General features: G+C 60.9%; 23 protein-coding genes. 15 read left to right on the forward strand and 8 right to left on the reverse strand.

The genetic code is table 11. The annotated features are described in order from the left end of the window. Window positions 1-930, reverse strand: a complete 930-nt coding sequence (locus ACR9ZQ_RS09765) for a UDP-glucose 4-epimerase family protein (protein WP_481427656.1) — start codon at window positions 928-930, stop codon at window positions 1-3. Window positions 931-1,044: 114 nt separating this feature from the next. Further along, window positions 1,045-2,355 (reverse strand): MFS transporter, encoded by a 1,311-nt coding sequence (locus ACR9ZQ_RS09770; protein WP_310389342.1) that lies wholly within the window; start codon window positions 2,353-2,355, stop codon window positions 1,045-1,047. A gap of 279 nt (window positions 2,356-2,634) precedes the next feature. On the opposite strand from ACR9ZQ_RS09770, the gene aqpZ reads away from it, so the two are divergent. The 10 genes from aqpZ (at window position 2,635) to ligA (ending at window position 15,402) form a co-directional block, all read left to right on the forward strand. Continuing rightward, the gene (aqpZ, locus tag ACR9ZQ_RS09775; RefSeq protein ID WP_310389344.1) at window positions 2,635-3,321 is read left to right on the forward strand and encodes an aquaporin Z; all 687 of its coding nucleotides are present in this window, start codon (window positions 2,635-2,637) and stop codon (window positions 3,319-3,321) included. Between the two features lie 276 nt (window positions 3,322-3,597). Then, window positions 3,598-4,524 (forward strand): D-alanine--D-alanine ligase, encoded by a 927-nt coding sequence (locus ACR9ZQ_RS09780; protein WP_481427657.1) that lies wholly within the window; start codon window positions 3,598-3,600, stop codon window positions 4,522-4,524. Next, window positions 4,512-5,444 (forward strand): cell division protein FtsQ/DivIB, encoded by a 933-nt coding sequence (locus tag ACR9ZQ_RS09785; protein ID WP_310389347.1) that lies wholly within the window; start codon window positions 4,512-4,514, stop codon window positions 5,442-5,444. The genes ACR9ZQ_RS09780 and ACR9ZQ_RS09785 overlap by 13 nt, the downstream gene beginning before the upstream one ends. Beyond that, window positions 5,441-6,772 carry a cell division protein FtsA gene (gene ftsA / locus ACR9ZQ_RS09790; RefSeq protein WP_113324938.1) on the forward strand — a complete coding sequence of 444 codons (1,332 nt, stop codon included), beginning with the start codon at window positions 5,441-5,443 and terminating at the stop codon, window positions 6,770-6,772. The genes ACR9ZQ_RS09785 and ftsA overlap by 4 nt, the downstream gene beginning before the upstream one ends. A gap of 56 nt (window positions 6,773-6,828) precedes the next feature. Next, window positions 6,829-8,541, forward strand: a complete 1,713-nt coding sequence (gene ftsZ, locus ACR9ZQ_RS09795) for a cell division protein FtsZ (protein ID WP_310389350.1) — start codon at window positions 6,829-6,831, stop codon at window positions 8,539-8,541. A 260-nt stretch (window positions 8,542-8,801) separates the two neighbouring features. Then, on the forward strand, window positions 8,802-9,758 hold the full coding sequence (gene lpxC, locus ACR9ZQ_RS09800) for a UDP-3-O-acyl-N-acetylglucosamine deacetylase (RefSeq protein WP_310389352.1): 957 nt from the start codon (window positions 8,802-8,804) through the stop codon (window positions 9,756-9,758). A gap of 274 nt (window positions 9,759-10,032) precedes the next feature. Next, window positions 10,033-10,902, forward strand: coding sequence for an outer membrane protein assembly factor BamD (locus ACR9ZQ_RS09805; protein WP_310389354.1), 870 nt, complete (start codon window positions 10,033-10,035; stop codon window positions 10,900-10,902). 5 nt (window positions 10,903-10,907) lie between these two features. Then, window positions 10,908-12,581: a DNA repair protein RecN gene (gene recN / locus ACR9ZQ_RS09810; RefSeq protein ID WP_310389356.1), complete on the forward strand. Its 1,674-nt coding sequence runs from the start codon at window positions 10,908-10,910 to the stop codon at window positions 12,579-12,581. 71 nt (window positions 12,582-12,652) lie between these two features. After that, window positions 12,653-13,171, forward strand: coding sequence for a DUF6886 family protein (locus tag ACR9ZQ_RS09815; RefSeq protein ID WP_310389358.1), 519 nt, complete (start codon window positions 12,653-12,655; stop codon window positions 13,169-13,171). A 74-nt stretch (window positions 13,172-13,245) separates the two neighbouring features. Next, window positions 13,246-15,402 (forward strand): NAD-dependent DNA ligase LigA, encoded by a 2,157-nt coding sequence (gene ligA / locus ACR9ZQ_RS09820; protein WP_481427658.1) that lies wholly within the window; start codon window positions 13,246-13,248, stop codon window positions 15,400-15,402. Window positions 15,403-15,435: 33 nt separating this feature from the next. Here ligA and ACR9ZQ_RS09825 read toward each other — a convergent pair whose 3' ends face one another. After that, a complete protein-coding gene (locus tag ACR9ZQ_RS09825) occupies window positions 15,436-15,966 on the reverse strand; it encodes a GNAT family N-acetyltransferase (RefSeq protein ID WP_477922945.1) in 531 nt (176 codons plus the stop codon). 272 nt (window positions 15,967-16,238) lie between these two features. Between ACR9ZQ_RS09825 and ACR9ZQ_RS09830 the strand changes: the two genes are divergently transcribed. Together ACR9ZQ_RS09830 and ACR9ZQ_RS09835 are read left to right on the forward strand one after the other, a co-directional pair. Continuing rightward, window positions 16,239-16,829, forward strand: coding sequence for a 3'-5' exonuclease (locus tag ACR9ZQ_RS09830; RefSeq protein ID WP_481427659.1), 591 nt, complete (start codon window positions 16,239-16,241; stop codon window positions 16,827-16,829). 66 nt (window positions 16,830-16,895) lie between these two features. Then, complete coding sequence (locus ACR9ZQ_RS09835) at window positions 16,896-17,387, forward strand: CreA family protein (protein ID WP_310389362.1); 492 nt, start codon at window positions 16,896-16,898, stop codon at window positions 17,385-17,387. A gap of 48 nt (window positions 17,388-17,435) precedes the next feature. Here ACR9ZQ_RS09835 and ACR9ZQ_RS09840 read toward each other — a convergent pair whose 3' ends face one another. Continuing rightward, window positions 17,436-17,906 carry a chemotaxis protein CheW gene (locus ACR9ZQ_RS09840; RefSeq protein WP_037099584.1) on the reverse strand — a complete coding sequence of 157 codons (471 nt, stop codon included), beginning with the start codon at window positions 17,904-17,906 and terminating at the stop codon, window positions 17,436-17,438. Window positions 17,907-17,908: 2 nt separating this feature from the next. After that, on the reverse strand, window positions 17,909-19,873 hold the full coding sequence (locus ACR9ZQ_RS09845) for a methyl-accepting chemotaxis protein (RefSeq protein WP_481427660.1): 1,965 nt from the start codon (window positions 19,871-19,873) through the stop codon (window positions 17,909-17,911). Window positions 19,874-20,249: 376 nt separating this feature from the next. Here ACR9ZQ_RS09845 and ACR9ZQ_RS09850 point away from each other — a divergent pair, with 376 nt between their 5' ends. Together ACR9ZQ_RS09850 and ACR9ZQ_RS09855 are read left to right on the forward strand one after the other, a co-directional pair. Then, on the forward strand, window positions 20,250-20,852 hold the full coding sequence (locus ACR9ZQ_RS09850; protein WP_481427661.1) for an SCO family protein: 603 nt from the start codon (window positions 20,250-20,252) through the stop codon (window positions 20,850-20,852). Window positions 20,853-20,911: 59 nt separating this feature from the next. Further along, complete coding sequence (locus tag ACR9ZQ_RS09855; protein WP_481427662.1) at window positions 20,912-21,790, forward strand: 50S ribosomal protein L11 methyltransferase; 879 nt, start codon at window positions 20,912-20,914, stop codon at window positions 21,788-21,790. 169 nt (window positions 21,791-21,959) lie between these two features. Here the strand turns inward: ACR9ZQ_RS09855 and ACR9ZQ_RS09860 are convergent, their stop codons facing one another. After that, window positions 21,960-22,133: a hypothetical protein gene (locus tag ACR9ZQ_RS09860; RefSeq protein WP_007814367.1), complete on the reverse strand. Its 174-nt coding sequence runs from the start codon at window positions 22,131-22,133 to the stop codon at window positions 21,960-21,962. A gap of 278 nt (window positions 22,134-22,411) precedes the next feature. On the opposite strand from ACR9ZQ_RS09860, the gene ACR9ZQ_RS09865 reads away from it, so the two are divergent. Then, the gene (locus ACR9ZQ_RS09865) at window positions 22,412-24,247 is read left to right on the forward strand and encodes an aminopeptidase P family protein (RefSeq protein WP_481427663.1); all 1,836 of its coding nucleotides are present in this window, start codon (window positions 22,412-22,414) and stop codon (window positions 24,245-24,247) included. A gap of 24 nt (window positions 24,248-24,271) precedes the next feature. Here the strand turns inward: ACR9ZQ_RS09865 and ACR9ZQ_RS09870 are convergent, their stop codons facing one another. Both ACR9ZQ_RS09870 and ACR9ZQ_RS09875 read right to left on the reverse strand, forming a co-directional pair. Next, window positions 24,272-24,580 carry an AzlD family protein gene (locus tag ACR9ZQ_RS09870; RefSeq protein ID WP_481427664.1) on the reverse strand — a complete coding sequence of 103 codons (309 nt, stop codon included), beginning with the start codon at window positions 24,578-24,580 and terminating at the stop codon, window positions 24,272-24,274. Window position 24,581: 1 nt separating this feature from the next. After that, complete coding sequence (locus tag ACR9ZQ_RS09875) at window positions 24,582-25,313, reverse strand: AzlC family ABC transporter permease (protein WP_310389376.1); 732 nt, start codon at window positions 25,311-25,313, stop codon at window positions 24,582-24,584. Window positions 25,314-25,321 lie beyond the last annotated feature (8 nt).

The following is a 25,321-nucleotide window of genomic DNA, read 5'->3' on the forward strand; positions in this document are numbered from 1 at the left end:
CTATTTTACCGCAAGCCTTAAACCTTCGCGCGATGTGACGACGGGCGACCAGCCCAGTACGTCGCGCGCGTGGGATATATCGACCTGCAGCGAGCCGCAGAGGCGCTGATAGACGGCTTCCTTTCCCGTGACCCTGGCTGCCATGTGCATCAGGGACGGCGGGAAGGGAAGGAGCATCGGTTTGACGCCGAGGCCTGCGGCGATACCCTCGATCAATCCCGGCGTCGACAGGTCCTCACCATCTCCTGCGAGGAATATTTCGCCAGATGCCGCCGGATGCTGCATGCAGGTGATGATCATGTCGACGAGGTTCTGTACCGCGACCAGCGTGCGGCGGTTTTTCAGTGACGCGAAGGGCAGGGGCAGCTTCTTGCGGACAAGGCCGACGAGCAGGGCGAAGTTGCCGCGCGCGCCGGGGCCATAAACCAGCGGCGGTCGGACGATGACGACGTCCATGCCGGTGCGGGCGGCGATCTCCCGAAGGCCGATTTCGCTTTCCATTTTCGAAATGCCGTAGGGATCGATCGGCTTCGGCTGATCGTCGTGCCGGAACGGCCGATCGTTTTCTTCGCCGTTGACCTTGATGGTGCTGATGAAGACGAAACGCTTCACGCCGGCGCGCGCCGCCTGTTCGGCAAGGTTGAGCGTCGAGGCTGTGTTGACCCGGCGGAAATCCGCCAGCGGATCGGCCGAGCGATCGTTCATGATGTGAACGCGGGCGGCGAGATGGACGATGACATCGACGCCTTCGAGTGCTGTCGTCCAATCAGTCTTCTCGGTGATCTCGATTGGGAAATGCCTGATATCCGGCGGGAAGGCTGATGTCGGGGATCGTGTCGTGACCGCTACGTCGCAAATCTGCTCCCTGTACAGCCGTTCGACAAGAGGAGCGCCGACGAAGCCGGCTGCACCGGTGACGAGGCATCGCATGATCTTCTCCCTGTTCCGACCGTAGAGGTCTTCGCTAGCCGGAACTGCCGATCGCATCAATAAAAAAAGCCGCGACGGTGAGCGTCGCGGCTTCTTGTTCAGGAAGTATGAGGTTCAGACTTCTTCGCGGCCCGACAGCCGGATGCAGATCAGCGAAATCGCAGCCGAGGCGGCGAGGTAATAGCCGACATAGTTGAGGCTGTAGTTGGTTGCGAGCCAGGTGGCGATATAGGGGGCGAGCGAAGCCCCGAAGATGCCGCCGAGGTTGAAGGTCATCGAGGCGCCGGTGTAGCGCACCATGGTCGGGAAGGGGGCTGCCAGGGCAGCGCCGATCGGACCGTAGGTGAAGCCCATCAGGCCGAGGCCGATGATCGAGCAAAGGAAGGCGCCGGTCAGGCCCGCCGTCAGCAGGCTCGCATAGAAGAAGCCGAAGATCGCAATCGCGATCGTCGTCAGGGTCAGGATCAGGCGACGCGAGTAACGGTCCGACAGCCAGCCGGAGAGCGGGATCGTCAGGCCGAAGAAGACGACGCCGACGAGCTGGACGACCAGGAACTGCTCACGCGAATAGCCAAGCCCCCCCTTTTCCAGAGGTGTGGTGCCCCAGGACAGCGTGAAGACCGTCATCAGGTAGAAGAGCACGAAGGTGGCAACGGCGATGAAGGTGCCGAGAATCAGGCTGCGCAGATGACCGCGGAAGACGGTCGCGACCGGAACGGCGACGCGCTCGTGCTTTTCGACGGCCTTCTGGAATTCCGGCGTTTCGGCGATCTTCAGGCGGACATAGAGACCGACGGCGACGAGCGCGAGGCTGGCGATGAAGGGAATGCGCCAGCCATAGGCGAGGAAGTCCTCGTTGCTCATGGTTTCCGCGAGAATCAGGAAGAAGCCGGAGGAAAGGATGAAGCCGATCGGCGCGCCGAGCTGCGGGAACATGGCGTACCAGCTGCGCTTGCCGGGAGGTGCGTTTTCGGTGGCGAGCAGCACAGCGCCGCCCCATTCGCCGCCGAGGCCGAGACCCTGGCCGAAGCGGCACAGCGCAAGCAGCAGCGGCGCGGCGATGCCGATCGAGTCGTAGCCGGGCAGAATGCCGATCACCACGGTCGACAAGCCCATGGTCATCAGGGCTGCCACCAGCGTCGCCTTGCGGCCGACCTTGTCGCCGAAATGGCCGAAGACCACGGCGCCGAAGGGGCGGGCGAAGAAGGCGATCGAGAAGGTCACGAGAGACTGCAGCAGCGCAGAGGTCGGATCGCTCGAGGGGAAGAAGAGGTGCGGGAAGACGAGGACGGCTGCCGTCGCATAGACGTAGAAGTCGAAGAATTCGATCGTGGTGCCGATGAGGCTGGCGATCAGGACGCGTGCGGGGGAATTGACTTGCGTGCTGCTCGAAGGGCTCGGCGATACGGAGATCGCTTCTGTCATGTTCATTCCAATCAGTATTTTTTATCGATTTGCTTGGGAGGTGTCGCTCTTAACGCAATTTTAAGGCTGAGAAAATGCCCGGACACGCAAGAATCTGACGCAGGCGACATTGTGCGATGGTGTGACTGGGCCACACCGATGTGGGTATCCGTCTCCCCTAGTCTCAGCGGTTTCTCAACCTTGCGCCAGGCTTGTCGGGAGGTAGCCCCGAACTTGACCGGAATCAAATTGCAATTGATTGATAAAGTGCTCTCTGGTTGAGAGAATGAAGGGGCACACATGCAGAAAAATCTTGCTGCCGAGTTTCTCGGCACGTTCTGGCTGGTCTTCGGCGGATGCGGCAGTGCCGTGCTCGCGGCCGCCTATCCCGAACTTGGAATCGGTTTTGCCGGCGTGGCGCTGGCGTTTGGTTTGACCGTTGTCACTATGGCCTATGCCGTGGGCGGTATTTCCGGCGGTCATTTCAATCCCGCCGTTTCTCTTGGTCTTGTTGTTGCGGGACGGTTTCCTGCGGCGCGTCTCATTCCCTATATAGTCGCACAGGTGATCGGCGCCATTGTTGCTGCTGCAGCGCTCTATCTCATCGCCAGCGGCAAGGCGGGTTTCGAGCTCGGCGGGTTTGCCGCCAACGGATATGGCGAACATTCTCCCGGTGGTTATTCGCTGCTTTCGGCGCTGCTGATCGAAATTCTGCTGACCATGTTTTTCCTGATCATCATCCTCGGATCGACAAGCAGCAGGGTGCCCGCCGGCTTTGCACCGCTTGCGATCGGCCTGGGACTGACGCTGATTCACCTCGTCGCGATCCCCGTAACGAACACCTCCGTCAATCCGGCGCGTTCGACGGGGCAGGCGCTTTTCGTCGGCGGCTGGGCGCTGCAGCAACTCTGGCTGTTCTGGATCGCGCCGCTTGCCGGAGGTGCGATTGGCGGCCTCGTCTGGAGGTTCTTCGGCGATAAGGACTGACTGCAGAACATCTGTGCATGCCATTGAACCCGCGTGGTTTTTCCGCGCGGGTTTTTCGTTCTTCATCGTGCTTGCGGCTTATTCGCTGTGATATTCGAGCGATCATAGTCGCAGAAAAATGAAGTATGCGGCAAGGCGGAGTTAACGAAAGTAAACGATTCGTTAACCATAATGATGCTCTAATGCACCCAAGTCAGACAAAGGACACGAACCGCGCAGACCAGCTCCGCGCAAGCCTCGGTTCGGCAGAGTGGAAGTTATTTTTTGGGGGTGTTGATGAGTCGCGAGCACGTAGCTGTCCTGATGGGCGGATTTTCTTCGGAGAGGCCTGTCAGCCTTTCTTCGGGGAAGGCGTGTGGCGATGCTCTCGAAAGTGAAGGCTTCAAGGTGACGCGCATCGATGTCGAGCGCGACATTTCCGAAAAGCTCTCCGCCCTGAGGCCCGATGTTGTCTTCAATGCCTTGCATGGGCCTTTCGGCGAGGATGGCACCATCCAGGGCATTCTCGAATATCTGCAGATCCCCTATACGCATTCGGGCGTGCTTGCTTCTGCGCTTGCCATGGATAAGGCCCGGGCGAAGCGTGTGGCTGCCGCCGCCGGTGTTCCGGTTGCCGAATTGCAGGTGCTGAATCGCTTCTCGTTTCCGTCGGAGCATCCGATGAAGACGCCCTATGTGGTCAAGCCGGTGCGCGAAGGCTCCAGCTTCGGCGTCGTCATCGTCGGTGAGGATCAGGCGCACCCGCCGCAGGTCATCGGCTCGGCCGAGTGGCGTTATGGCGAGGAAGTCATTGTCGAGCGCTACATCCATGGTCGTGAGCTGACCTGCGGTGTGATGGGCGATCAACCCATGGATGTCATCGAGGTGGTACCGCAGGGCCACAATTTCTATGATTACAACTCCAAGTATGCGTCGGGTGGCTCAAAACATGTCTTGCCGGCTAAAATTTCACCGAAAATTTACCAAAAAATACAAACATTGGCATTAAGGGCGCATCAAGCAATCGGTTGCCGCGGCGTCAGTCGGTCCGACTTTCGTTACGACGATCGTTTTTCCGAAGACGGCGAGATCATCTGGCTGGAGGTTAATACCCAGCCAGGCATGACTCCAACCTCCCTTGTGCCCGAAATGGCCGGCCATGCCGGATATTCCTTTGGTGCATTTCTCCGGTGGATGGTGGAGGACGCGTCTTGTTTGCGTTGACGGTCAAAAGGATAGGGCGCCCCAGCCGTTATGCCGAGCTTCCCGTTATGGAAGCCGACGAACGCCGCGTGCTGCCGCGTCCGCTGCGCCGCGTCGTACGCTTCCTCGTAAGCCTCGGTAGCGGCCGCATCCATATCCCGGCCCACACGGGCACGGTTTCCGCGCTTGGCTTCCTGGCTGCGACCGGCCTCTATGGCATGTCGCTTGGCGGTCATACGGAAGCCGTCGCGCAGGCGACGACCAGCGCTGTCGGCTTTGCCATCGAGGACGTGAAGGTTTCCGGAAACAATCAGACCTCCGAAATCGAGATTCTGCAGCTTCTCGGCCTCGATGGCGCGACATCACTCGTCGCCCTTGATGTCGATGCTGCGCGCCAGAAGATCGCGCGCCTTCCCTGGGTCGAAAATGTCGAAGTCCGCAAGGTCTATCCGAAGACGATCGAGGTGAAGCTCTCTGAGCGCGCCGCCTATGCCATCTGGCAGCACGGCCAGGAGCTTTCGCTGATCGAGAAGAGCGGCAGCGTGATCGCGCCGCTTCGCGATAACAAGTTTTCGGCTCTGCCGCTGGTCGTCGGCCGTGACGCCGAAACGGCTGCGGCCTCCATCGAGGATGCCTTCGCCAAGTGGCCTGATGTGAAGGCTCGCGTGAAGGCTTACGTCTGGGTTTCCGGCCGCCGCTGGGACCTGCACATGGACAATGGCGTCGTCGTCAAGCTGCCGGAAGATGATCTCGACCAGGCGCTGGCGACGCTTTCGAAATTTGACAAGGAACAGCAGCTTCTGGAGCGCGATATCGCTGCAGTCGATCTCAGGCTGCCGGATCGCACGACGATCCAGCTAACGCCCGAGGCGGCAGCACGCCGTCAGGCGGCGGTTACGGCGCGCACCAAGGATTTGAAGAAGGCGGGGCAGAATATATGAGCTTGTTCGGTTCATCCCATTTCGGATTGCCGCGCCTGAAGCCGCTTTCGTCGAAGCGGTCGCATATCGTTTCGGTGCTGGATATCGGCTCGACCAAGGTCGTCTGCATGATCGGTCGGCTGACGCCGCGCGAGGAAAGCCAGATCCTGCCGGGCCGCACGCACAATATCGAGATCATCGGCATCGGCCATCAGCGTTCGCGCGGGATCAAGACCGGCGTCATCGCCGATCTCGACGCGCTGGAAAGCGTCATCCGTCTCGCCGTGGATGCGGCAGAGCGTATGGCGGGCCTGACCGTGGAAAGCCTGATCGTCAACCTAACGGCTGGCCGTCTCGGCAGCGATATTTACACCGCGACCATCGATCTCGGCGGCCAGGAAGTCGAGCTGAACGACCTCAAGAAGGTGCTCTCGGCCGCCTGCCAGCAGTCGCTGCGCCAGGATCGCGCCGTGCTGCATTCGCTGGCAACCGGCTTCTCTCTCGATGGCGAACGCGGCATCCGCGATCCGCTGGCAATGTATGGCGATGCACTCGGCGTCGATATGCATGTGGTGACGGCGGAGCGCTCGGCGCTCAAAAATCTCGAGCTCAGCGTCAACAGAGCGCATCTTTCGGTGGAAGGAATCGTTGCAACACCGTATGCATCCGGTCTTGCCGCACTCGTCGACGATGAAGTCGAACTTGGCTGTGCGGCCATCGACATGGGCGGCGGCACGACGACGATTTCGGTCTTTGCCGAAGGCAAGCTTGTCCATACCGATGCTGTCGGCCTCGGCGGTCATCATGTGACGACCGACCTCGCACGCGGCCTTTCCACACGGATCGAGGATGCTGAACGTTTGAAGGTGGTTCACGCTTCGGCGCTGACCAATTCTTCCGACGAGCGCGAGCTGATCTCCATTCCGCCGATCGGCGAGGATGATCGTGATCAGCCGAGCCAGGTGCCGCGGGCTCTGGTGTCGCGCATCGTTTCAGCGCGCATCGAAGAGACGATGGAACTCATCCGCGACCGGATCCAGCGTTCGGGCTTCAGCCCGATCGTCGGAAAGCGTGTCGTGCTGACGGGTGGCGCCAGTCAGCTGACCGGCCTTGCCGAAGTGGCGCGCCGCATCCTGGCCCGCAACGTTCGTATCGGCCGTCCGATGGGTGTCTCGGGTCTTCCGACGGCGGCCAAGGGCCCGGCCTTTTCGACGGCCGTCGGTTTGATGATCTATCCGCAGGTCGCGGACATGGAAACACATGCGTCACAGAGCAGTCTGCTTCTGTCGCTTGGGGGTAATAACAGCCGCATCGCCCGTATGGGCCAGTGGCTGAAGGAAAGCTTTTGAAATTGAGTGAATTGGCCGGCGTGGCGATGCGGCCAGAGAGAGAAGGAACTGGTACCATGACTATCAAGCTGCAAAAGCCTGACATCACCGAACTGAAGCCGCGCATCACCGTGTTCGGCGTCGGCGGCGGCGGCGGCAATGCCGTCAATAACATGATTTCCGCAGGCCTCCAGGGCGTCGACTTCGTCGTTGCCAACACGGATGCCCAGGCACTGACGATGACGAAGGCCGAACGGATCATCCAGCTCGGCGCCAGCGTCACGGAAGGTCTCGGCGCCGGCTCGCAGCCGGAAGTCGGCCGTGCAGCCGCCGAAGAGTGCATTGACGAGATCGTCGATCACCTGAACGGCACGCATATGTGCTTCGTCACCGCCGGCATGGGCGGCGGCACCGGTACGGGCGCTGCTCCTGTCGTCGCACAGGCGGCCCGCAACAAGGGCATCCTGACGGTCGGCGTCGTCACCAAGCCGTTCCACTTCGAAGGCGGACGCCGCATGCGTCTGGCCGAATCCGGTATTCAGGAACTGCAGAAGTCTGTCGATACGCTTATCGTCATTCCGAACCAGAACCTCTTCCGGATCGCCAACGACAAGACGACCTTCGCCGACGCCTTTGCCATGGCCGATCAGGTTCTCTACTCGGGCGTTGCCTGCATCACCGACCTGATGGTGAAGGAAGGTCTCATCAACCTCGACTTCGCCGACGTCCGCTCGGTCATGCGCGAAATGGGCCGCGCAATGATGGGTACCGGCGAAGCTTCCGGTTCGGGCCGCGCCATGCAGGCCGCCGAAGCGGCGATTGCCAACCCGCTGCTCGACGAAACCTCGATGAAGGGCGCACAGGGCCTGCTGATCTCCATCACCGGCGGTCGTGATCTCACGCTGTTCGAAGTCGACGAAGCTGCAACGCGCATCCGCGAAGAAGTCGATCCGGACGCCAACATCATCCTCGGCGCAACATTCGACGAATCGCTCGAAGGCATCATCCGCGTCTCGGTCGTCGCCACCGGCATCGACCGCGCGATGAACCAGGCTGCCGACCGTTCGTTCCAGCCGATCGCAAAGCCGGCTATCCGTCCCTCCGCGGCCGTTGCTCCGGCACCGGCCGCAGTTCAGCCTGCTCCGGTAATGCAGGCACCGAAGGCCGACCAGATTGCGCAGACCATCCGTATGGCTGAAGCCGAGATGGAACGTGAGCTGGAAATCCCGGCTCCGCGTGCCGCTGCTCCGATCCAGCAGCAGCCGGTGATGCAGGAGACCTTCCGTCCGCAGAGCAAGATTTTTGCTTCTGTGCCTGAAGCAGCCCCGGTCATGCGCCAGGCTCCGGTACAGTCGGCTCCCGTCATGCAGCAGCCAGCTCCGCAGCCGATCATGCAGCAGCAGCCTGTCCGTCATGAGCCGGTGATCCGCCAGGCTCCTGAGCAGGTCCGCATGCCGAAGGTCGAGGACTTCCCGCCGGTGGTCCAGGCTGAGATCGACCATCGCTCGCAGCCTGCTGCTTCGCACGTCCAGGAAGAGCGCGGCCCGATGGGTCTACTCAAGCGAATCACCAATTCGCTCGGCCGCCGCGAAGAGGAAGTCGCTCCGGAAATGACCTCCGCGCCGGCTGCATCCTCGCAGCAGCGCCGTCCGCTATCGCCGGAAGCAAGCCTCTACGCACCGCGTCGCGGCAATCTCGACGACCAGGGCCGTGCCGCGCCGCAGGCCCGCATGATGCAGGAAGACGACCAGCTGGAAATCCCGGCCTTCCTGCGCCGCCAGTCGAACTGAGAAGAGCACTTCTCCACAGAAAACGCCCGGGACTGTAATCCCGGGCGTTTGCATTTCTACCTGATTGAATTCTAAATGCTTTTCGCTCTGCGGATTTCGTAACAAATCGAAACGAACAGTGATTTGGATTGCAGCGCGCGTCCACGTAAGTATGAGGCAAGCGAACTGCCCTTAGAGTCCGCTTCGAGCGGTTCGGGCAGTATAGAAGAAAGATCCGGCCGGTTGGCAACAACGGGTACGGAAGAATAAAGGCAGATTTTATGGGACTTGGCTTGCTGGGCTTTCAGACGACGGTATCGCGTCCGGTGACACTTTCGGGCATCGGCGTTCATTCTGGTGCCGACGTTTCAATCACCTTCAATCCGGCCGAAGCCGGCACCGGCGTGATTTTCCAGCGCATCCATGACAATGGCGACGTCACCGAACTGAAGGCTGTTTCCTCGCAGGTCGGCAATACCGATCTCTGCACCGTTCTCGGCTTCTCGCCGGCCCATTCCGTCGCGACGATCGAACACGTGATGGCAGCCGTTTACGCTCTCGGCCTCGACAATGTCGTGATCGAAGTCAGCGGTGCCGAAATGCCGATCATGGATGGCAGCTCGGTTCCCTTCGTCGAAGCCATCGAACAGGTCGGCCTCGTTTCCCTCGGCGTCAAGCGTCGCTACATCCGCATCACCAAGCCTGTTCGTATCGAGCATGGCGGTTCCTGGAGCGAGTTCCGCCCCTATGACGGCACGCGCTTCGAAGTCGAGATTGATTTCGAATGCCCGCTGATCGGCCGCCAGAAGTGGGAAGGCGATCTGACCGCCGCCGTCTTCAAGGCCGAGCTGTCGCGTGCGCGCACCTTCGGCTTCATGCGTGATGTCGAGCGTCTCTGGGCTTCGGGCCATGCTCTCGGCTCCTCGCTTGAAAACTCGGTCGTCATCTCCGACGACAATGCCGTCATCAATGTCGAAGGCCTGCGCTATGCCAAGGACGAGTTCGTGCGTCACAAGACGCTCGATGCCGTCGGCGATCTGGCGCTTGCCGGCGCACAGTTCATCGGCTGCTACCGTTCCTATCGCGGCGGCCACAAGATGAACGCCAACGCTCTCAAGGCACTGCTCAGCGATGCCTCGGCCTATGAAGTGGTCGAGACTTCGACGCCGCGCCAGCGCGTTGCCGTTCGCGAATTCATTGCAGTCAGCGCTCCGGAATTCGCCCCCTGGTCGGCATGACCTCCAGTATACCAATTAAGGCCAGGGCCGCCTCCTAACGGGGGCGGTTTTTTTATGGGCAAGGGGCGCACAAGCGCGTCGATAGATGTTTTGCGGCATATATTTAGCCGCTGCCGCTTCGAATGCCGGTGAAAAGCCCGACATTCTCGGCGGTGCTGCCACAAAAATGCGTTAATGCGTGATCATTGCGTTGCTCTTGACAGGTATTTGTGGCTAGAAACGCCAGCTAGGCGTGGCTGCTGTGGAGTGGACGGCAGCGGTGGGATTCTTTCGAATGGCTTATGCAAGGTCTGACATGATGATGAAGACAGCGCGCGCTTTGCTCGCATCCGTGATGGTGCTGAGCGCAGGTGCCTTGATTTCCGGCTGCCAGTCGGACCCTGATATCGACATCACCAAGCTCGGCCTCGAAACCGATCCGCCAGATGTGCTTTACACCCAGGGCCTCGCCAACATGAAGGCAGGCAACATGGCCGAGGCGGGGCGCAAGTTCGACGCGATCGATGCGCAGAACCCCTTCTCGGAATGGGCGCGCAAGGCGCTCGTCATGAGCACCTTCGTCAAATACCGCCAGGGCCGCTTCGACGACGCGCTTGCATCGGGCAACCGTTACATGGCGCAATATCCGAAGTCCAAGGATGCCGCTTACGTGCAGTATCTCGTGGGCCTGACCTATTCCAAGCAGATCGTCGACGTGACGCAGGACCAGCGCGCCTCGCAGAAGACGATCGAGGCGATGCAGGCCGTCGTCGACAACTATCCTGACTCCGAATATGTGGATGACGCGCAGGCCAAGATGCGCTTTGCGCGCGACCAGCTGGCCGGTAAGGAAATGCAGGTCGGCCGCTATTACATGGAGCGCAAGGAATATCTTGCCGCGATCTCGCGCTTCCGCATCGTCGTCGAGAAATACCCGAACACGAATCAGGTGGAGGAGGCGCTCGCCCGTCTCGTCGAAGCCTATTATGCGTTGGGCGTCGTCGAGGAGGCGCAGACTGCCGCTGCCGTTCTCGGTCACAATTATCCCGACAGCCAGTGGTATGCTGATTCTTACAAGCTGCTGCAGTCGGGCGGCGCGGAACCGCGTGAAAACAAGGGTTCGTGGATCGCTGCAGCGGGCAAGAAACTCCTTCTCGGTTCCTGAGGCCAATGCTGATCCAGCTTTCGATCCGCGATATCGTTCTGATCGAGCGGCTGGATCTTGCCTTCGAGACCGGCCTCTCCGTGCTGACGGGTGAGACGGGCGCCGGCAAATCCATCCTGCTCGACAGTCTGTCGCTGGCCCTTGGCGGGCGCGGCGATGGCGGTCTCGTGCGCCATGGCGAGGACAAGGGCCAGGTGACCGCGGTCTTCGATGTCGGCTTGGATCATAGTGCCCGCAAGCTCTTGCGCGAAAACGGCATCGATGACGAAGGCGACTTGATCTTTCGCCGCCAGCAATCCTCCGACGGGCGCACCAAGGCCTATGTCAACGACCAGCCTGTCAGCGTTCAGCTGATGCGTCAGGCCGGCCAGATGCTGGTCGAGATCCACGGCCAGCACGACGACCGCGCGCTTGTCGATACCAATGCCCACAGAACGCTGCTCGACGCCTTTGCTGGTATCAGCGAGGACGTGCAGGGCGTGGCCGCGCTTTACCGCCAGTGGCGCGATAGCGAGCGCACGCTGAAGAAGCACCGCGAGAAGGTCGAGGTAGCTGCCCGTGAGGCGGATTATCTGCGCTCCTCCGTCGAAGAGCTCGAAAAGCTCTCGCCACGCGATGGCGAAGAGGATGAGCTTGCCGACCGTCGCCAGAAGATGATGAAGGCGGAGCGCATCGCCGGCGATATCGCCGAGGCCTCCGAGTTCCTCAACGGCAATGCCTCTCCCGTGCCGCATATCGCCTCGCTGGTGCGCCGTCTCGAGCGCAAGAGCCATGAGGCGCCCGGCCTGCTGGAAGACACCGTAGCGCTGCTTGACGCGGCGCTGGACCAGCTTTCGAATGCGCAGATGGAAGTCGAGGCGGCACTGCGCAAGACGGAATATGATCCGAAGGAACTGGAGCGGGTCGAAGAGCGGCTGTTTGCGCTCCGCGCTGCCTCCCGCAAATATTCCGTTCCCGTCACCGAGCTTCCGGCGCTCGCCGTGCGTATGATCAACGATCTTGCCGATCTCGATGCCGGCGAGGAGCGTCTCTCCAAGCTCGAGGCGGAAGTTGGGGTCGCAAAGGCGAATTACGATGCGGCCGCCCGCTCGCTTTCGGAGAAGCGTCACCATGCCGGCGATGCACTGGCGCAGGCCGTCATGGCTGAGCTGCCGGCGCTGAAGCTCGAGCGCGCCCGCTTTATGGTGGAGATTACCACCGATGCGGAAGAGGCGACGGCCGAGGGCATCGATGTCGTGGAATTCCACGTCCAGACCAATCCGGGCACGCGTCCCGGCTCGATCATGAAGGTCGCCTCGGGCGGCGAACTCTCGCGCTTTCTGCTGGCGCTCAAGGTGGCGCTTGCCGATCGCGGCTCGGCGCCGACGCTCGTCTTTGACGAAATCGACACAGGCGTCGGCGGGGCAGTGGCGGATGCGATCGGCCAGCGGCTGAAGCGGCTTTCCGAGCGCGTGCAAGTTCTCTCCGTCACCCATGCGCCGCAGGTGGCAGCCCGTGCCGCCACACATCTCCTGATCTCCAAGGGACCGTCCGGCGAAGGCTCCGACAAGATCGCCACACGCGTTGCCACCATGGCCCAGAAGGACCGCACGGAAGAGATTGCCCGCATGCTTGCCGGCGCGTCCGTGACGGAAGAGGCGAGGGCGGCTGCGGCACGGTTGCTGGCGGGTAACGGCTAGCATAAGCCGCCAGTGACAAATCTCGGCGGCCAGGCTATGGGACGTCACCCACCGGTGAGGTTGAGCCATTCATGCGGCTTTTCCATTTCAGTGATGATCCCACTATTGCGGTCTTTGAGCCGCGCCCCGTGCGCGCTCCCTCGGAGCGTCTGGCGGGAATGGAATGGCTGAACGGCCCGCTCGTCTGGGCGATCGATGACATCCACGACTTCATGTATCTCTTCCCGCGCGATTGCCCGCGTATTCTGATCTGGGCGACGCCCGAGACATCAGACGAAGATCGCCGCTTGCTCGGCGACTGGCGGGGTGCCGCCTATATCGAGCGTGGCTGGCTGGCGCGGCTGCAGGCCGAAAGCATCCACCGCTACGAGATGCCGGCCGATGGTTTCGAGGACCTGCAGGACGCGGGAATGTGGGTGTCGCGCAGGACGGTTCTGCCGCTCGCACTCACCGCAATGTCCGGCCTCGATCGCGAATTTGCGCCGCGCGGCATCGAGCTGCGGGTCGTTGACAGCCTCGTGCCGCTGAAGGCCCTGCGGGACAGTACGCTACACGTCAGCGCCATCAGACTGCGCAACGCGCGGCCATAATTCAAAACATTGGTGCTATTTCAATCGCGGAATTTTGCTCTAAAACCATTGCAGATTCTCTGGAGTGAAGCTGCATGTCGACCGAATCCGTCGCTGTTGAGGACCTGACCCTTGAAGACGCTGCCATCGAACTGGAACGGCTGGCCAAGGAGGTTGCGCGTAACGATGCGCTCTATCATGGCAAGGACCAGCCGGAGATTTCCGATGCGGATTATGACGCGCTAAAGCGCCGCAACGATGCGATCGAGGCACGCTTCCCCGAGCTCATCCGCGAAGACAGCCCGTCGCGCCGGGTCGGTGCAGCCCCTTCCGTCACTTTTGCGCCGGTCGTTCATTCCCGGCCGATGCTGTCGCTCGACAATACTTTCTCGCAGGAGGACGTGCGCGATTTCGTTGCCAGCGTCTATCGCTTCCTCGGCCGCCTGCCTGACAATTCCATCGCCTTTACCGCCGAACCGAAGATCGACGGGCTTTCCATGTCCATCCGTTACGAGAACGGCAAGCTTATAACGGCTGCCACGCGCGGCGACGGCACGACGGGCGAAAACGTCACGGCCAATATCCGCACCATCAAGGAAATCCCGAACGAGCTGCCGAAGGGCGTTCCATCCGTCGTGGAAGTGCGCGGCGAGGTTTATATGGCCAAGAGCGATTTCATGGCGCTCAACGCCCAGATGGAGGCCGAAGGCAAGCAGACCTATGTCAATCCGCGCAACACGGCGGCAGGATCGCTGCGTCAGCTCGATGCGAAGGTGACGGCGAGCCGCAAGTTGAAGTTCTTTGCCTATGCGTGGGGCGAGATGTCGGACATGCCTGCCAATACGCAGATGGGCATGGTCGAAAAGTTCAGGGAGTGGGGCTTCCCGGTCAATCCGCTGATGAAGCGGCTGAACTCGGTTGACGATATCCTTGCCCATTACAGCGAGATCGGCCTCGAACGGCCGGACCTCGATTACGATATCGATGGCGTCGTCTACAAGGTCGACAGCCTCGAGCTGCAGCAGCGTCTCGGTTTCCGCTCGCGCAGCCCGCGCTGGGCGACGGCGCACAAGTTCCCGGCTGAGCAGGCTTTCACCATCGTCGAGAATATCGACATCCAGGTCGGTCGCACCGGCGCGCTGACGCCGGTGGCGCGGTTGACGCCGATCACCGTCGGCGGCGTCGTTGTCACCAATGCGACCCTGCACAACGAGGATTATATCAAGGGCATCGGCAATAATGGCGAGCGCATCCGTGAGGAGGAGCACGATATCCGCATCGGCGACACCGTCATCGTGCAGCGCGCCGGCGACGTCATCCCGCAGGTGCTCGATGTCGTTATAGAAAAGCGTCCTACTGAGGCGCAGCCCTATCATTTTCCGAAAGTGTGCCCGGTCTGCGGCTCGCATGCGGTGCGTGAGCGGCATGAGAAGACCGGCAAGCTCAATTCCGTCACCCGCTGCACCGGCGGCTTCATCTGCCGCGCGCAGGCGACGGAGGAATTGAAGCACTTCGTCTCGCGCAATGCCTTCGACATTGAGGGGCTCGGTTCCAAGCAGATCGACTTCTTCTTCGAGAACGAGGATCCGGCGCTGCAGATCCGCACGGCGCCCGATATTTTCACGCTGGAGAAGCGGCAGCAACAGTCGATCACCAAGCTGGAGAATATCGACGGTTTCGGCAAGGTCAGCGTCGGCAAGCTTTATGCTGCAATCAATGAGCGGCGCAGCATCGCCCTTCACCGCTTCATCTACGCGCTCGGCATCCGCCACGTGGGCGAGACGACGGCGAAGCTCCTGTCGCGCTCCTATAATACTTACGAGGCCTTTGCGGCGGCAATGAAGGAGGCGGCAACGCTTTCGGGTGATGCCTGGAACGACCTCAACGCCATCGAAGGCATTGGTGAGGTCGTGGCGCGTGCCATCGTGGAATTCTACAAGGAGCCGCGCAATATCGAGGTGATCGGTCGCCTGCTCGACGAGGTGACGCCGCAGGAGGCCGAACAGCCGGTGACAGTGGGCAGCCCGGTCGCCGGCAAGACAGTAGTCTTTACCGGTTCGCTGGAGAAATTTACCCGCGAAGAGGCAAAGGCAAGGGCTGAAGGCCTCGGGGCAAAGGTGGCAGGCTCCGTCTCCAAGAAGACCGATATCGTCGTTGCCGGCCCCGGTGCCGGCTCGAAGCTCGACAAGGCCCGCGAACTCGGCGTTCAGACCATGGACGAAGACGAGTGGCTGGCCCTGATTGGGGGGTAACGCAGGGCCGGCGACAACGCCGGCCTCTTTGTTTCAGGCCCTCAGCCGCGCCATCGTATAGGCATCGACATATTGCCCGTCGCGATAGCCGAATGAACGGAGAAGCCCTTCCTTTTCGAAGCCGAATTTTTCGTAGAGGCGGATAGCTGCCGCGTTGTCGGTATAGACAGTCAATTCCATCCGCTTGATATCCTGCCAATTGTCGGCGGCATCGACAAACGCGGCCATCAGGGCGGTTCCGACGCCGCGACCGGTGAAATCGTCATGGACACCCATGCCGAGGCTCGCGGCGTGCTGGCGCCGTCCTTCGAAGCGGTTCATGCCGCCATTGGCGACGATCCGGCCGTCGAGTTCGACAACGAGGTTGAGGGCGTTTGGTGAGGGGGATTCCATGCGCTTGCGCACCGCATCGATGCTTTGAAAAGGCGGGCGCAGCGTGCCGGCACGATAGCCCGGCAGGTTCATCAGTTCGGTAACGGCTTCGACATCGCTCATGCGCAAAGCGCGAACATTGAGGCCTTTCAACGAAGGCTTTTCGGGTGGGGTATCCTGATTGGCTGACATCATGCTCTCCTTGGGTTTCTAAAAGAGGAGAGCGGAGTTTCGGAAAACCCTGCTCGCCTCGGCAGGGTTTTCGGGGATGATCGGCTGCTAGTGGCGCACCATCTCTCCCGCGTACCCTGCATGGGTCGTGGTGATAAGATGAAGGGTGTGGGCCACTGAGTTGATCATGGACGGAAGTTTCGCCATTTGCGTGCAGATGTCAACAGGTGAGAATTTGCCTTCGGATACGGCTAAGATTATTCCGGAAGAGCAGACGATTCGGATATTTGCCCGTGAAGACTATCGCCATCGATTTCGAGACAGCCAACGAACAGCGCGGCAGCGCCTGCTCCGTCGGCCTTGCTTGGATCGAGGACGGGCAGGTGACGCGGGTCGAGGAGCGGCTGATCCGGCCACGCGACATGCGCTTCTCCGGCATGAATATCGCGATCCACGGCATTCGCCCTGAGCATGTCGAGGATGCGCCGGAATTTCCTGAAGTCATGGACGAGTTCCTTGAGGATTTCCGGGGCGCGACGATGATCGCTCACAATGCCGCCTTCGATTTCAGCGTCTGGCGGGCGAGCCTCGATCTTTACCGGCAGTCCTATCCGGAGCTCACCTATCTCTGTAGCCTGAAGATGGCGCAGCGTATCTGGCCGCATTTTCTGTCGCACCGGCTGAACCTGATTGCCGAGCATCTCGGCCTGCGTTTCGTCCACCACAACGCGGCTGAGGATGCTGCCGTCTGCGCGGCAGCGGCAATCGAGATGGCGAAGGCTGTCAAGGCTGCGACGGTTGCTGCCATTCCGGCGCTGATCGGCATGACACCAGGTAAGCTGATGGCCGCCGGCTACGCGCCCTGCACCTGCCGCAAGGGCTGAGCCTCGCTTTCTTGCAAAGGGTTTGGCCATTCTTATCTTAGCTTCCGGATCAACACGGGAGTTGCCATGTCCGCTTTCCGCAATCTTTTCCTCTCTGCAGCATTCCTCGCCGTTTCCGCAGGCGCGACATCTGCGGAAGTCGTCGGCAAGGTCGGGGTCGACTGGATCGGCAACGACATCATTATCGAGGCGGTCTCCGACCCTGAAGTGAAGGGCGTGACCTGCCATGTCACCTATTTCGACCGCAGCCTCATCGACCGCTTCAAGAACGGCAACTGGTTCGAAGACCCCTCGAACAATTCCATCGCCTGCCGCCAGACGGGGCCGATCGAGATTGGCAATATCGATCTTTCCAAGGATGGCAGCGAGGTGTTCCGCCAGGGCATGTCGTTGATCTGGAAGACGCTGGCGGTCAACCGTATCTACGACAAGGCCAACAATACGCTGATCTATCTCGCCCATTCGCGGGAGCTTACGGATGGCTCGGCGAAGATGTCGATCTCGACCATTCCGCTCTACGGGCAGGATGTGGTGTGGAAGAACGGGAAACCGCAATGAAAAAGGCCCGGACAAGCCGGGCCTTTGAATTCCGAATATGAAGAGCGATCAGGCGGCTTCGCGGGACAGTTCGTCGGCGATGACGGTGTCGAGGTTGAGGAAGCAGACCATGGTCTTTTCGAGCGCGACGATACCGCGGCAGAAGGCGCGCTGGGCTTCCGGGATGATTTCCGGCGGCGGCTGAAGGTCTTCGCTCTTGATGGTCATCATGTCGGAGACCTGTTCGACCAGCAGGCCGACGAGTTTGCCGGCGATGTCGGTGACGATGATGGCGGAACGCTCCGACGGCTCCGTCATCTTCATGCCGAGGCGGCAGGCCATGTCGATGACCGGGATCACGGCACCGCGCAGGTTGATGAGGCCAAGGACGTAGGGCGGGGTGTGCGGCATGGGGGTGACCGGCGCCCAGCCACGGATTTCGCGGATCGCCATGATATCGATGCAGAACTCCTGGTCGCCCAGGTGGAACGAGACGATTTCGAGGTAGGCGCCCGACTGCTTGATGGCATTGTTGTTCATGGTCAGAATTCTTCCCAGTTGTCTCCGGCCGGAGAGGCGAGTGTCCTGGCGGCGCCGCCGCCTGTGAATGCGCCCGCGACCTTGCCCATGAGGCGCCGTGCGGGTGAAGGTTTCGGATGCGAGGCTGCGGGGGCTTCTCGCGGCGTTTGACGGGCGCTCATGCCCTCGCCGATATTGAACTGCCGTACCAGCTGCGTCAGGTTTTCCGCATCGGTTGCGAGAGTGTGGCTGGCGGCGTTCATTTCTTCCACCATGGCCGCATTCTTCTGCGTCACCTGATCCATCTGGCTGATGGCTGTATTGATCTCGTTCAGTCCGACTGATTGTTCGCGCGCAGAGGTTACGATTGATTTAACATGGCCGTCGATACGCAGAACATCTTCGCCGATCTGGCGCAAAGCCTCGCCGGCAGCCGTCACTAATTCGCCGCCGATCTTAACTTCGGCGCCGGATTTTCCGATCAAGGTCTTGATATCCTTGGCTGCTCCTGCTGCGCGGCCGGCAAGTTCGCGAACTTCCTGTGCAACGACCGCAAAGCCCTTGCCGGCTTCGCCGGCACGCGCGGCCTCGACGCCGGCGTTGAGTGCCAGCAGATTCGTCTGGAAGGCAATCTCGTCAATGACGTTGATGATCGTGCCGATCTCGCGGGAGGCGCCTTCGATTCGCTCCATCGCGGCCATCGCATCGCCGACGATGGCGTCGGATTTCTCGGTATTCTGGCGAGTATGAGCGACCATGTTGCCGACTTCCTCGGCGCGGCTGGTGGCGTTACGGACGGTAGCGGTGATCTCGTCCAGCGCCGCTGAGGTCTCTTCCAGCGAGGCGGCCTGTTGCTCTGTGCGCTTGGCAAGGTCGTCGGCGGCGGCGCGCATCTGGTGGCTGTTGGCCTGGATGGACGTGCTGTTCAGGGCAATATCGCCCATCGCCTGACGCAGGCGCAGGGCCGTCTGGTTGAAATCCTGACGCAGCCTTTCCAGCTCGTCGCGGAAGGGCTGGTCGATGCTCGCTGTCAGGTCGCCGTTGGCAAGGCGGGTGAGGCCCTGAGCGAGCGCCGTGACGATGGTGTTCAGCGCTTCCGTATCGGCAAGCTTGGCAGATTCGCGCTCGCGGCGTTCGGCATCGCTGCGCTGGCGGTCGGTCTCGGTGCGGGCTTCCAGATCGATCTTTTCGATGGCTGCAAGGCGGAAGCTTTCGGCGGCACGGGCCATTTCGCCGATCTCGTCGCCGCGTTCCTTGCCGGCGACGTTGCTTGCCAGGTCGCCGTTCAAGATGCGCAGCATGCTTTCGCGCACGGTGACGATGCCGCGGCGGATTGAGCCACCATGGATATATTGCAGCGCAGCCATTGTGAGGATGGCGATGACGCCAAGCGCGATCTGGATGACAAGCGAGCTGCGGGAGGTCTCGTTGGCGCTTTCGATGCGCTTGCGGGCAACGACGGTGCCGTCACTGGCGAACTTGTCGAGGGTGGCGGCGAGCTTTTCGCCTTCAGAGTCGATGCGATCGTCGATCTTGTCGAATTCGGCATCGGACGCGCCTTGTTCGACGAGCGCCTTGAGATCCACCTGAATGGCCTGGCGAAGCGCGCCGACATCGGAATCGTAGCTCTTCAGCAGGTCGCCGGCCTTCAGCTCCTCTGCGATCATGCCTATTTCCTTCGAGCCGCTGGAGAGGGTTGCCAGCGAATCGGCAACGATCTTCAGGCGGTCGGGCTGGATGATCTTCTCTTCCCGGTCGACGATCGAGTCCATGGCGGCGAGAACCAGCGTCAGATTGGCGACGCGCATGTCGTTGATGATGTCGATGCTCTGTTGGATCTCGTCAGCGCGGCGCAGGCCGGTATCGACCTGCGTGTTCTCGTACCAGCCGATGCCGAGCATCGAGCCGAAGCCGATGAGAGCAGCCCCGCCGAGCGTCCAGAGCCGCTGGCCGACCGAAAGGTTTCTGCGAACCGTCGAATTTGTCATAAAGCCACCCTCCGCCCCAGGCGGTTTTTAGTTCCCTCGATTTTATGCTGATCCGGTTCATGCTCCGGCCGACATCATGTCGGAACAGCGCCGAAGCACTGTGTGCATTACTAAATATAGATATCCGCAATTAAGCCTTTCCTAACGATGTATTTCTTCGGGTTGCTTCGAGGCCTCCGCGGCAAGCCGTTAGAAAGGTGCGATAATTCGTCTTTGTACGACTTTTTCGCAGGACGTTTGCCCGCATCTGGCATTCATCAAGGTGGGGCAATTAATCACGGGTGAGAAAACGCATTCTTGAATTGCGCGCTTGCGATCGCGACTATAATCACACGGGCGAGACGGATGGGGGCATCCGCGCATCGAGGAAAGTACCATGAAGAATTTCCGTATCGCCGTCTGGATCGCAGTGCTGCTGCTTGCCGGTGTGCTCGGCTGGTTCACGCTGGACCAGAGCCGGACGAAGGAAGTGGTGGCTGAGGGCCCATTCGGCGTGCCGTTCACGCTGGTATCGCAGAGTGGCCAGCCGATCACGGAGCAGGCCCTGCGCGGCAAGCCCACGGCCTTGTTCTTCGGCTTTACGCATTGCCCCGAGGTCTGCCCGACGACGCTCTTCGAACTCAACGGCTGGATGGAGAAGGTCGATCCCCAGGGCAACAAGCTGCAGGCCTATTTCGTGACCGTCGATCCCGAGCGCGATACGCCCGAGATCATGAACGAGTATGTCTCCAACGTTTCCAAGCGCATCACGGGCATTTCTGGCCCACCGGACAAGATCGCCGACGTCATCAAGGGCTTCCGCGTCTATGCCAAGAAGGTGCCTGTGGACGAGAACAATCCTGATGGAGACTACACGATGGACCACACGGCCTCTGTCTTCCTGCTCGATTCCGAAGGGCGTTTTTCGGGAACGATCTCCTATGGCGAAAACCCCGATACGGCGATAAAGAAGCTTGAGAATCTCGTCGCCAAGGGATGACCGGCAGCTGAAAGCATCGCGACCGGTAGCGGGCGACGCAACCGGAAAGATTGCCTATCGTGAGTGAAATCCGCCTTTACGTGTCGACGACTGAAAAGCAGGCCGAGGAAATCCTCGACCTTCTGAGCGAGGTCTTCGGCGAAGAAGATTTTGCCATCGGCACGACCGAGATCGACGAGAAGAAAGATATCTGGGAAGCCTCCGTCTACATGATCGCGGAGGACGAGGCCGATGTACGCTCCCGCGTCGAAGAGGCGTTGGCGCAGGCATTTCCCGATGCGGCGCTGTCGCGTGAGGTCATTCCTGACGTGGACTGGGTGACGAAATCGCTTGAAGGGCTGAAGCCCGTCCGGGCAGGGCGCTTCCTCGTGCATGGCTCGCATGACCGCGACAAGGTGCGCATGGGCGACATTGCCATCGAGATCGATGCCGGCCAGGCTTTCGGTACTGGCCATCACGGCACGACGGCGGGCTGCCTGGAGGTGATCGACCGGGTGGTTCGGGCACGCAAGGTGCGCAATGCGCTGGATCTCGGCACGGGTAGCGGCGTGCTGGCGATTGCGGTACGCAAGCTGCGCAACATTCCCGTGCTTGCAACCGATATCGATCCGATCGCCGTTCGCGTCGCGGCTGAAAATGTCCGTCGCAACGGCATTGCCAGCGGCATCAGAACGGTGACTGCACCGGGCTTCCATTCGACCGCCTTTTCCGAGCATGGACCTTTCGACCTCATCATCGCCAATATTCTGGCGCGGCCGCTGATCAGAATGGCGCCGCAACTCGTCACCAATCTGGCGCCGGGTGGATCGGTGATTCTATCAGGCATTCTTGCCAGCCAGCGCTGGAAGGTGATTGCGGCCTATAATGGCGCGAAGCTTCGCCATGTCCGCACGATCTGGCGCAATGGCTGGGTGACGATCCATCTCGATCGTCCGTAATCTCAGGGAATTCCGAACAAGAAAAAGGCGGTGCCAGAGGCACCGCCTTGGACCGGCATTTAAATCCGGTCTTGCCCGCGAGCTCGAAGGAGGAGGATGCTCGAGCGGGCACTACTACATTCCGATAGGCCTGTCCGGTGGAGGGAGGAGGATCGGAAGGGCTTTAAGCTCAGAATGCGTAGCTCGGTGCGCCCTTGTGGCGCGTGGAACGCTGGCCTGCTGCGAGCACCTTGAGGCTATCCTCATTCTGCGGGCGGCGGGCACCGATGACGTGACGCACAGTCTGGCGTTCGCCAGCCTGTACCGGGCTGCTGTAAGCGAAGCGCGAGAGAGAGGCGGTCATTTCAAAAAATCCTTTGTTGATGGTTCGTCGTGAACCGTTCGATGCGCTGTATATAGCTATTCCGTCATGCGGTGGCAGAGGGTTTGTTTCATTGCAGCCATGCGCGTAATGCATGAAGCGTGCCAGTTTCCCACATCGAGACACATTTCTGCCAAATTATTGGGCGGCTAGGCCTTCCCAGGCGCTTCGCGTCGCTTTTTCTCCCCAATGACTGAAAATTCGCTAACATGGCCGCTATCCCATTAACCGGATTCGTTTCATTCATTCGGGTTTCCAGCATGTTCCAGTCTTTCGAAGTCACCTCCACGCCGCAGTTCGGCAAGGAACGGGTTTCCGCACTGCGCGCCAGTTTCGATGCGCTCGGCATCGATGCTTTCCTCGTGCCGCGCGCCGATGAATATAACGGCGAGTACGTGCCTGCCTGCGCGGAGCGGCTCTCCTGGCTGACGGGCTTCACCGGCTCTGCGGGCATTGCGCTGATCACCCGGACGGAAGCGATCGTCTATGTCGACGGGCGCTACGTGACGCAGCTTGCCGAGCAGGTGGACGGTTCCGTCTTCACAGGCGGCGATCTGGTCAACGAGCCGCCGCATGTCTGGCTGCCTGCGCAGGGCAAGAAAGGGCTGAAGCTCGGCATCGATCCGTGGCTGCATTCGGGTGCCGAGGTGCGCAAGCTCGAAAAGGCGCTGTCGGAGATCGGTGGCGCACTGGTTTTCCTGCCGCACAATCCGCTCGACAAGCTCTGGGCAGACCGGCCGGCGGAACCGCTTGGGTCGGTCACCATCCAGAACGTGGCGCAGGCCGGTATTCTCGCTAAGGACAAGATCGCCACCATTGCCGCCGATCTCGCCAAGAAGAACCTGAGGGCGGTACTGATCGCCGATCCGTCTTCCATCGCCTGGATCTTCAATATCCGGGGCGCTGACGTGCCGCATACGCCGCATCCGCTGGCGCGCGCCATCATCCATGCCGACGGCAAGGCGGAGATCTTCCTCGACAAGCGCAAGACCGGCATCGAGCCGGAAGCCTATCTCGCGCAGATCGCCACCCAGCTTGCGCCCTCGCTGCTGGATGAGAAGCTTGCTGCGGTTGCCAAGGATGGCGGCCGCATTCTCATCGATCCCGATATCGCCTCCTATGCGCTCGTCGAGATCATCCGCAAGGCTGGCGGCGAAGTCGTGGAAGGTGTCGATCCGGCAAAGCTGCCGCGGGCTGTGAAGAACAGCGTCGAGATCAATGGTTCGGCCGCCGCCCATCTGCAGGACGGTGCAGCCATGGTTGAATTCCTCTACTGGCTGTCGCAGAGCAAGCCCGGCACGATCACCGAAATTGGCGCCGCCGAACGGCTGGAAGAGGCTCGCGCTAGGCTGGGTCAGAGCATGCAGAACCCGCTGAAGGATATTTCCTTCGACACGATCTCGGGTGCCGGCGAACATGCAGCCATCATGCACTACCGGGTGACGACGGCGACCGACCGGCATATTCAGCCGGGCGAACTCTTCCTGATCGATTCCGGCGCGCAATATATCAATGGCACGACCGATATCACCCGCACTGTCGGCATCGGTGCTGTCAGCGAAGAGCACAAGCGCTTCTTCACGCTGGTGCTGAAGGGCATGATCCAGATCAGCACGGCACGTTTCCCGAAGGGTACGCGCGGCTGCGACCTCGATCCGCTGGCGCGTATCGCGCTATGGCGGGCAGGGGCCGATTTTGCGCATGGCACGGGCCATGGCGTCGGCTCCTATCTCTCGGTTCACGAGGGGCCGCAGCGCATTTCGCGGCTTTCGACGCAGGAACTGCTGCCGGGCATGATCCTGTCCAACGAGCCGGGTTACTATCGGCCTGGCCATTTCGGTATCCGCATCGAGAACCTGATCTATGTGCGGGAAGCCGAAGCGATCGACGGCGGCGACATGCCGATGCTCGGCTTCGAGACGCTGACCTTCTGCCCGATCGATCGCAACATCGTCATCCCCGAATTGCTGACGCATGACGAGCTGCACTGGTTCAACGAATACCACCGCCAGACGCGCGAGGCGCTGATGCCGCTGATCCACGACCATGACGTCAAGGCATGGCTGGAGAATGCGACGTTGCCGTTGGAATACTGAGCGGCCGGATATCCGGCCTTCGGTTCAGAGGCCGATCGTGTGTCGCCAGGTCATCACGATGATCCAGGCGGCCACGAGCATCCAGGTGTGCGAGAAGCGCAGACCGATGATGAGGGCGATTGCGAGCGCCAGTTTCGAATCCCAACCACCGATGAAGAGGGCGGGGGCGACGAGCGTCGTCAAAACCGCGGCCGGCACGGCATTCAATGCCGCTTCCATGCGCGGCGGAATGCGCTTCATCTTGGTGATCATGATGTAGCCGCCGATGCGGGTCGCGAAGGTCGCGGCTGCTGCGGCGAGGATCACGAGAGCCATGTGGAGATCGAATTCCATCTCAGACCTCGTGGTTTTCGGTGTTGAGGGCGTCGGCTTCGAGATCAGGCTCCTCCGCGGGCAGGGGCAGGAGGGCGGCAAGGATGATGCCGGCTGCAGCACCGAGGCTCACATGCCAGGGGGAACCCACGAAATGATAGGCAATGACCGAGGCGACGGCGCTCGTCAGCGCCACGGCCAGGAAATTGTCCCGCTTGCGGAAGCCGAGCACGATAGCGAGGAAATAGGTAGGCAACAGGATATCCAGGCCGATCGTTTTCGGATCGCCGATGAAGGAGCCGAGCATGCCGCCGATCAGGCTGATCAAGACCCAGGGAATGTAGATGATGATGCCGAAGCCGAGATACCAGGTGAAGGTGACGGGCTGACCTGCCTCGCCACGCTTGACGGTCTCGGCAAATTGCGGATCGACCAGCAGGAAGAAGGTGAAGAACTTCTGGAGCGCCGTGAAATGCCTGATGTAGCGGGCGATGGCTGCCGAATAGAGCACGTGGCGGAAGTTGACGGCGAGGATCGACAGCACGATCACCCAGGCCTGGACATCATGGCCGAAGAGCTCGATGCCGACCATCTGGCTGGCGCCCGCATAGACGGTGGCACTCATGAAGGTGAGTTCGGAGAGCGACATGCCCTGCTCGGCGGCAAGGGCGCCGAACAGTGCTCCGAAGGGGGCAGAAGCGAGCGCCACGGCAAATCCGCCCCGCAAACCTTCGACAAAGTCGGCGCGATTCATGGGATTAG

The sequence above is a fragment of the Rhizobium sp. KNZ14-9A genome (assembly GCF_056755015.1).

Excerpts from the sequence above, each read along its gene's own strand:
- ACR9ZQ_RS09765 (WP_481427656.1), bottom strand. The coding sequence starts at position 930 with ATGCGATGCCTCGTCACCGGTGCAGCCGGCTTCGTCGGCGCTCCTCTT.
- ACR9ZQ_RS09770 (WP_310389342.1), bottom strand. The coding sequence starts at position 2,355 with ATGACAGAAGCGATCTCCGTATCGCCGAGCCCTTCGAGCAGCACGCAA.
- aqpZ (WP_310389344.1), top strand. The coding sequence starts at position 2,635 with ATGCAGAAAAATCTTGCTGCCGAGTTTCTCGGCACGTTCTGGCTGGTC.
- ACR9ZQ_RS09780 (WP_481427657.1), top strand. The coding sequence starts at position 3,598 with ATGAGTCGCGAGCACGTAGCTGTCCTGATGGGCGGATTTTCTTCGGAG.
- ftsA (WP_113324938.1), top strand. The coding sequence starts at position 5,441 with ATGAGCTTGTTCGGTTCATCCCATTTCGGATTGCCGCGCCTGAAGCCG.
- ftsZ (WP_310389350.1), top strand. The coding sequence starts at position 6,829 with ATGACTATCAAGCTGCAAAAGCCTGACATCACCGAACTGAAGCCGCGC.
- lpxC (WP_310389352.1), top strand. The coding sequence starts at position 8,802 with ATGGGACTTGGCTTGCTGGGCTTTCAGACGACGGTATCGCGTCCGGTG.
- ACR9ZQ_RS09805 (WP_310389354.1), top strand. The coding sequence starts at position 10,033 with ATGGCTTATGCAAGGTCTGACATGATGATGAAGACAGCGCGCGCTTTG.
- recN (WP_310389356.1), top strand. The coding sequence starts at position 10,908 with ATGCTGATCCAGCTTTCGATCCGCGATATCGTTCTGATCGAGCGGCTG.
- ACR9ZQ_RS09815 (WP_310389358.1), top strand. The coding sequence starts at position 12,653 with ATGCGGCTTTTCCATTTCAGTGATGATCCCACTATTGCGGTCTTTGAG.
- ligA (WP_481427658.1), top strand. The coding sequence starts at position 13,246 with ATGTCGACCGAATCCGTCGCTGTTGAGGACCTGACCCTTGAAGACGCT.
- ACR9ZQ_RS09825 (WP_477922945.1), bottom strand. The coding sequence starts at position 15,966 with ATGTCAGCCAATCAGGATACCCCACCCGAAAAGCCTTCGTTGAAAGGC.
- ACR9ZQ_RS09835 (WP_310389362.1), top strand. The coding sequence starts at position 16,896 with ATGTCCGCTTTCCGCAATCTTTTCCTCTCTGCAGCATTCCTCGCCGTT.
- ACR9ZQ_RS09840 (WP_037099584.1), bottom strand. The coding sequence starts at position 17,906 with ATGAACAACAATGCCATCAAGCAGTCGGGCGCCTACCTCGAAATCGTC.
- ACR9ZQ_RS09845 (WP_481427660.1), bottom strand. The coding sequence starts at position 19,873 with ATGACAAATTCGACGGTTCGCAGAAACCTTTCGGTCGGCCAGCGGCTC.
- ACR9ZQ_RS09850 (WP_481427661.1), top strand. The coding sequence starts at position 20,250 with ATGAAGAATTTCCGTATCGCCGTCTGGATCGCAGTGCTGCTGCTTGCC.
- ACR9ZQ_RS09860 (WP_007814367.1), bottom strand. The coding sequence starts at position 22,133 with ATGACCGCCTCTCTCTCGCGCTTCGCTTACAGCAGCCCGGTACAGGCT.
- ACR9ZQ_RS09865 (WP_481427663.1), top strand. The coding sequence starts at position 22,412 with ATGTTCCAGTCTTTCGAAGTCACCTCCACGCCGCAGTTCGGCAAGGAA.
- ACR9ZQ_RS09870 (WP_481427664.1), bottom strand. The coding sequence starts at position 24,580 with ATGGAATTCGATCTCCACATGGCTCTCGTGATCCTCGCCGCAGCAGCC.
- ACR9ZQ_RS09875 (WP_310389376.1), bottom strand. The coding sequence starts at position 25,313 with ATGAATCGCGCCGACTTTGTCGAAGGTTTGCGGGGCGGATTTGCCGTG.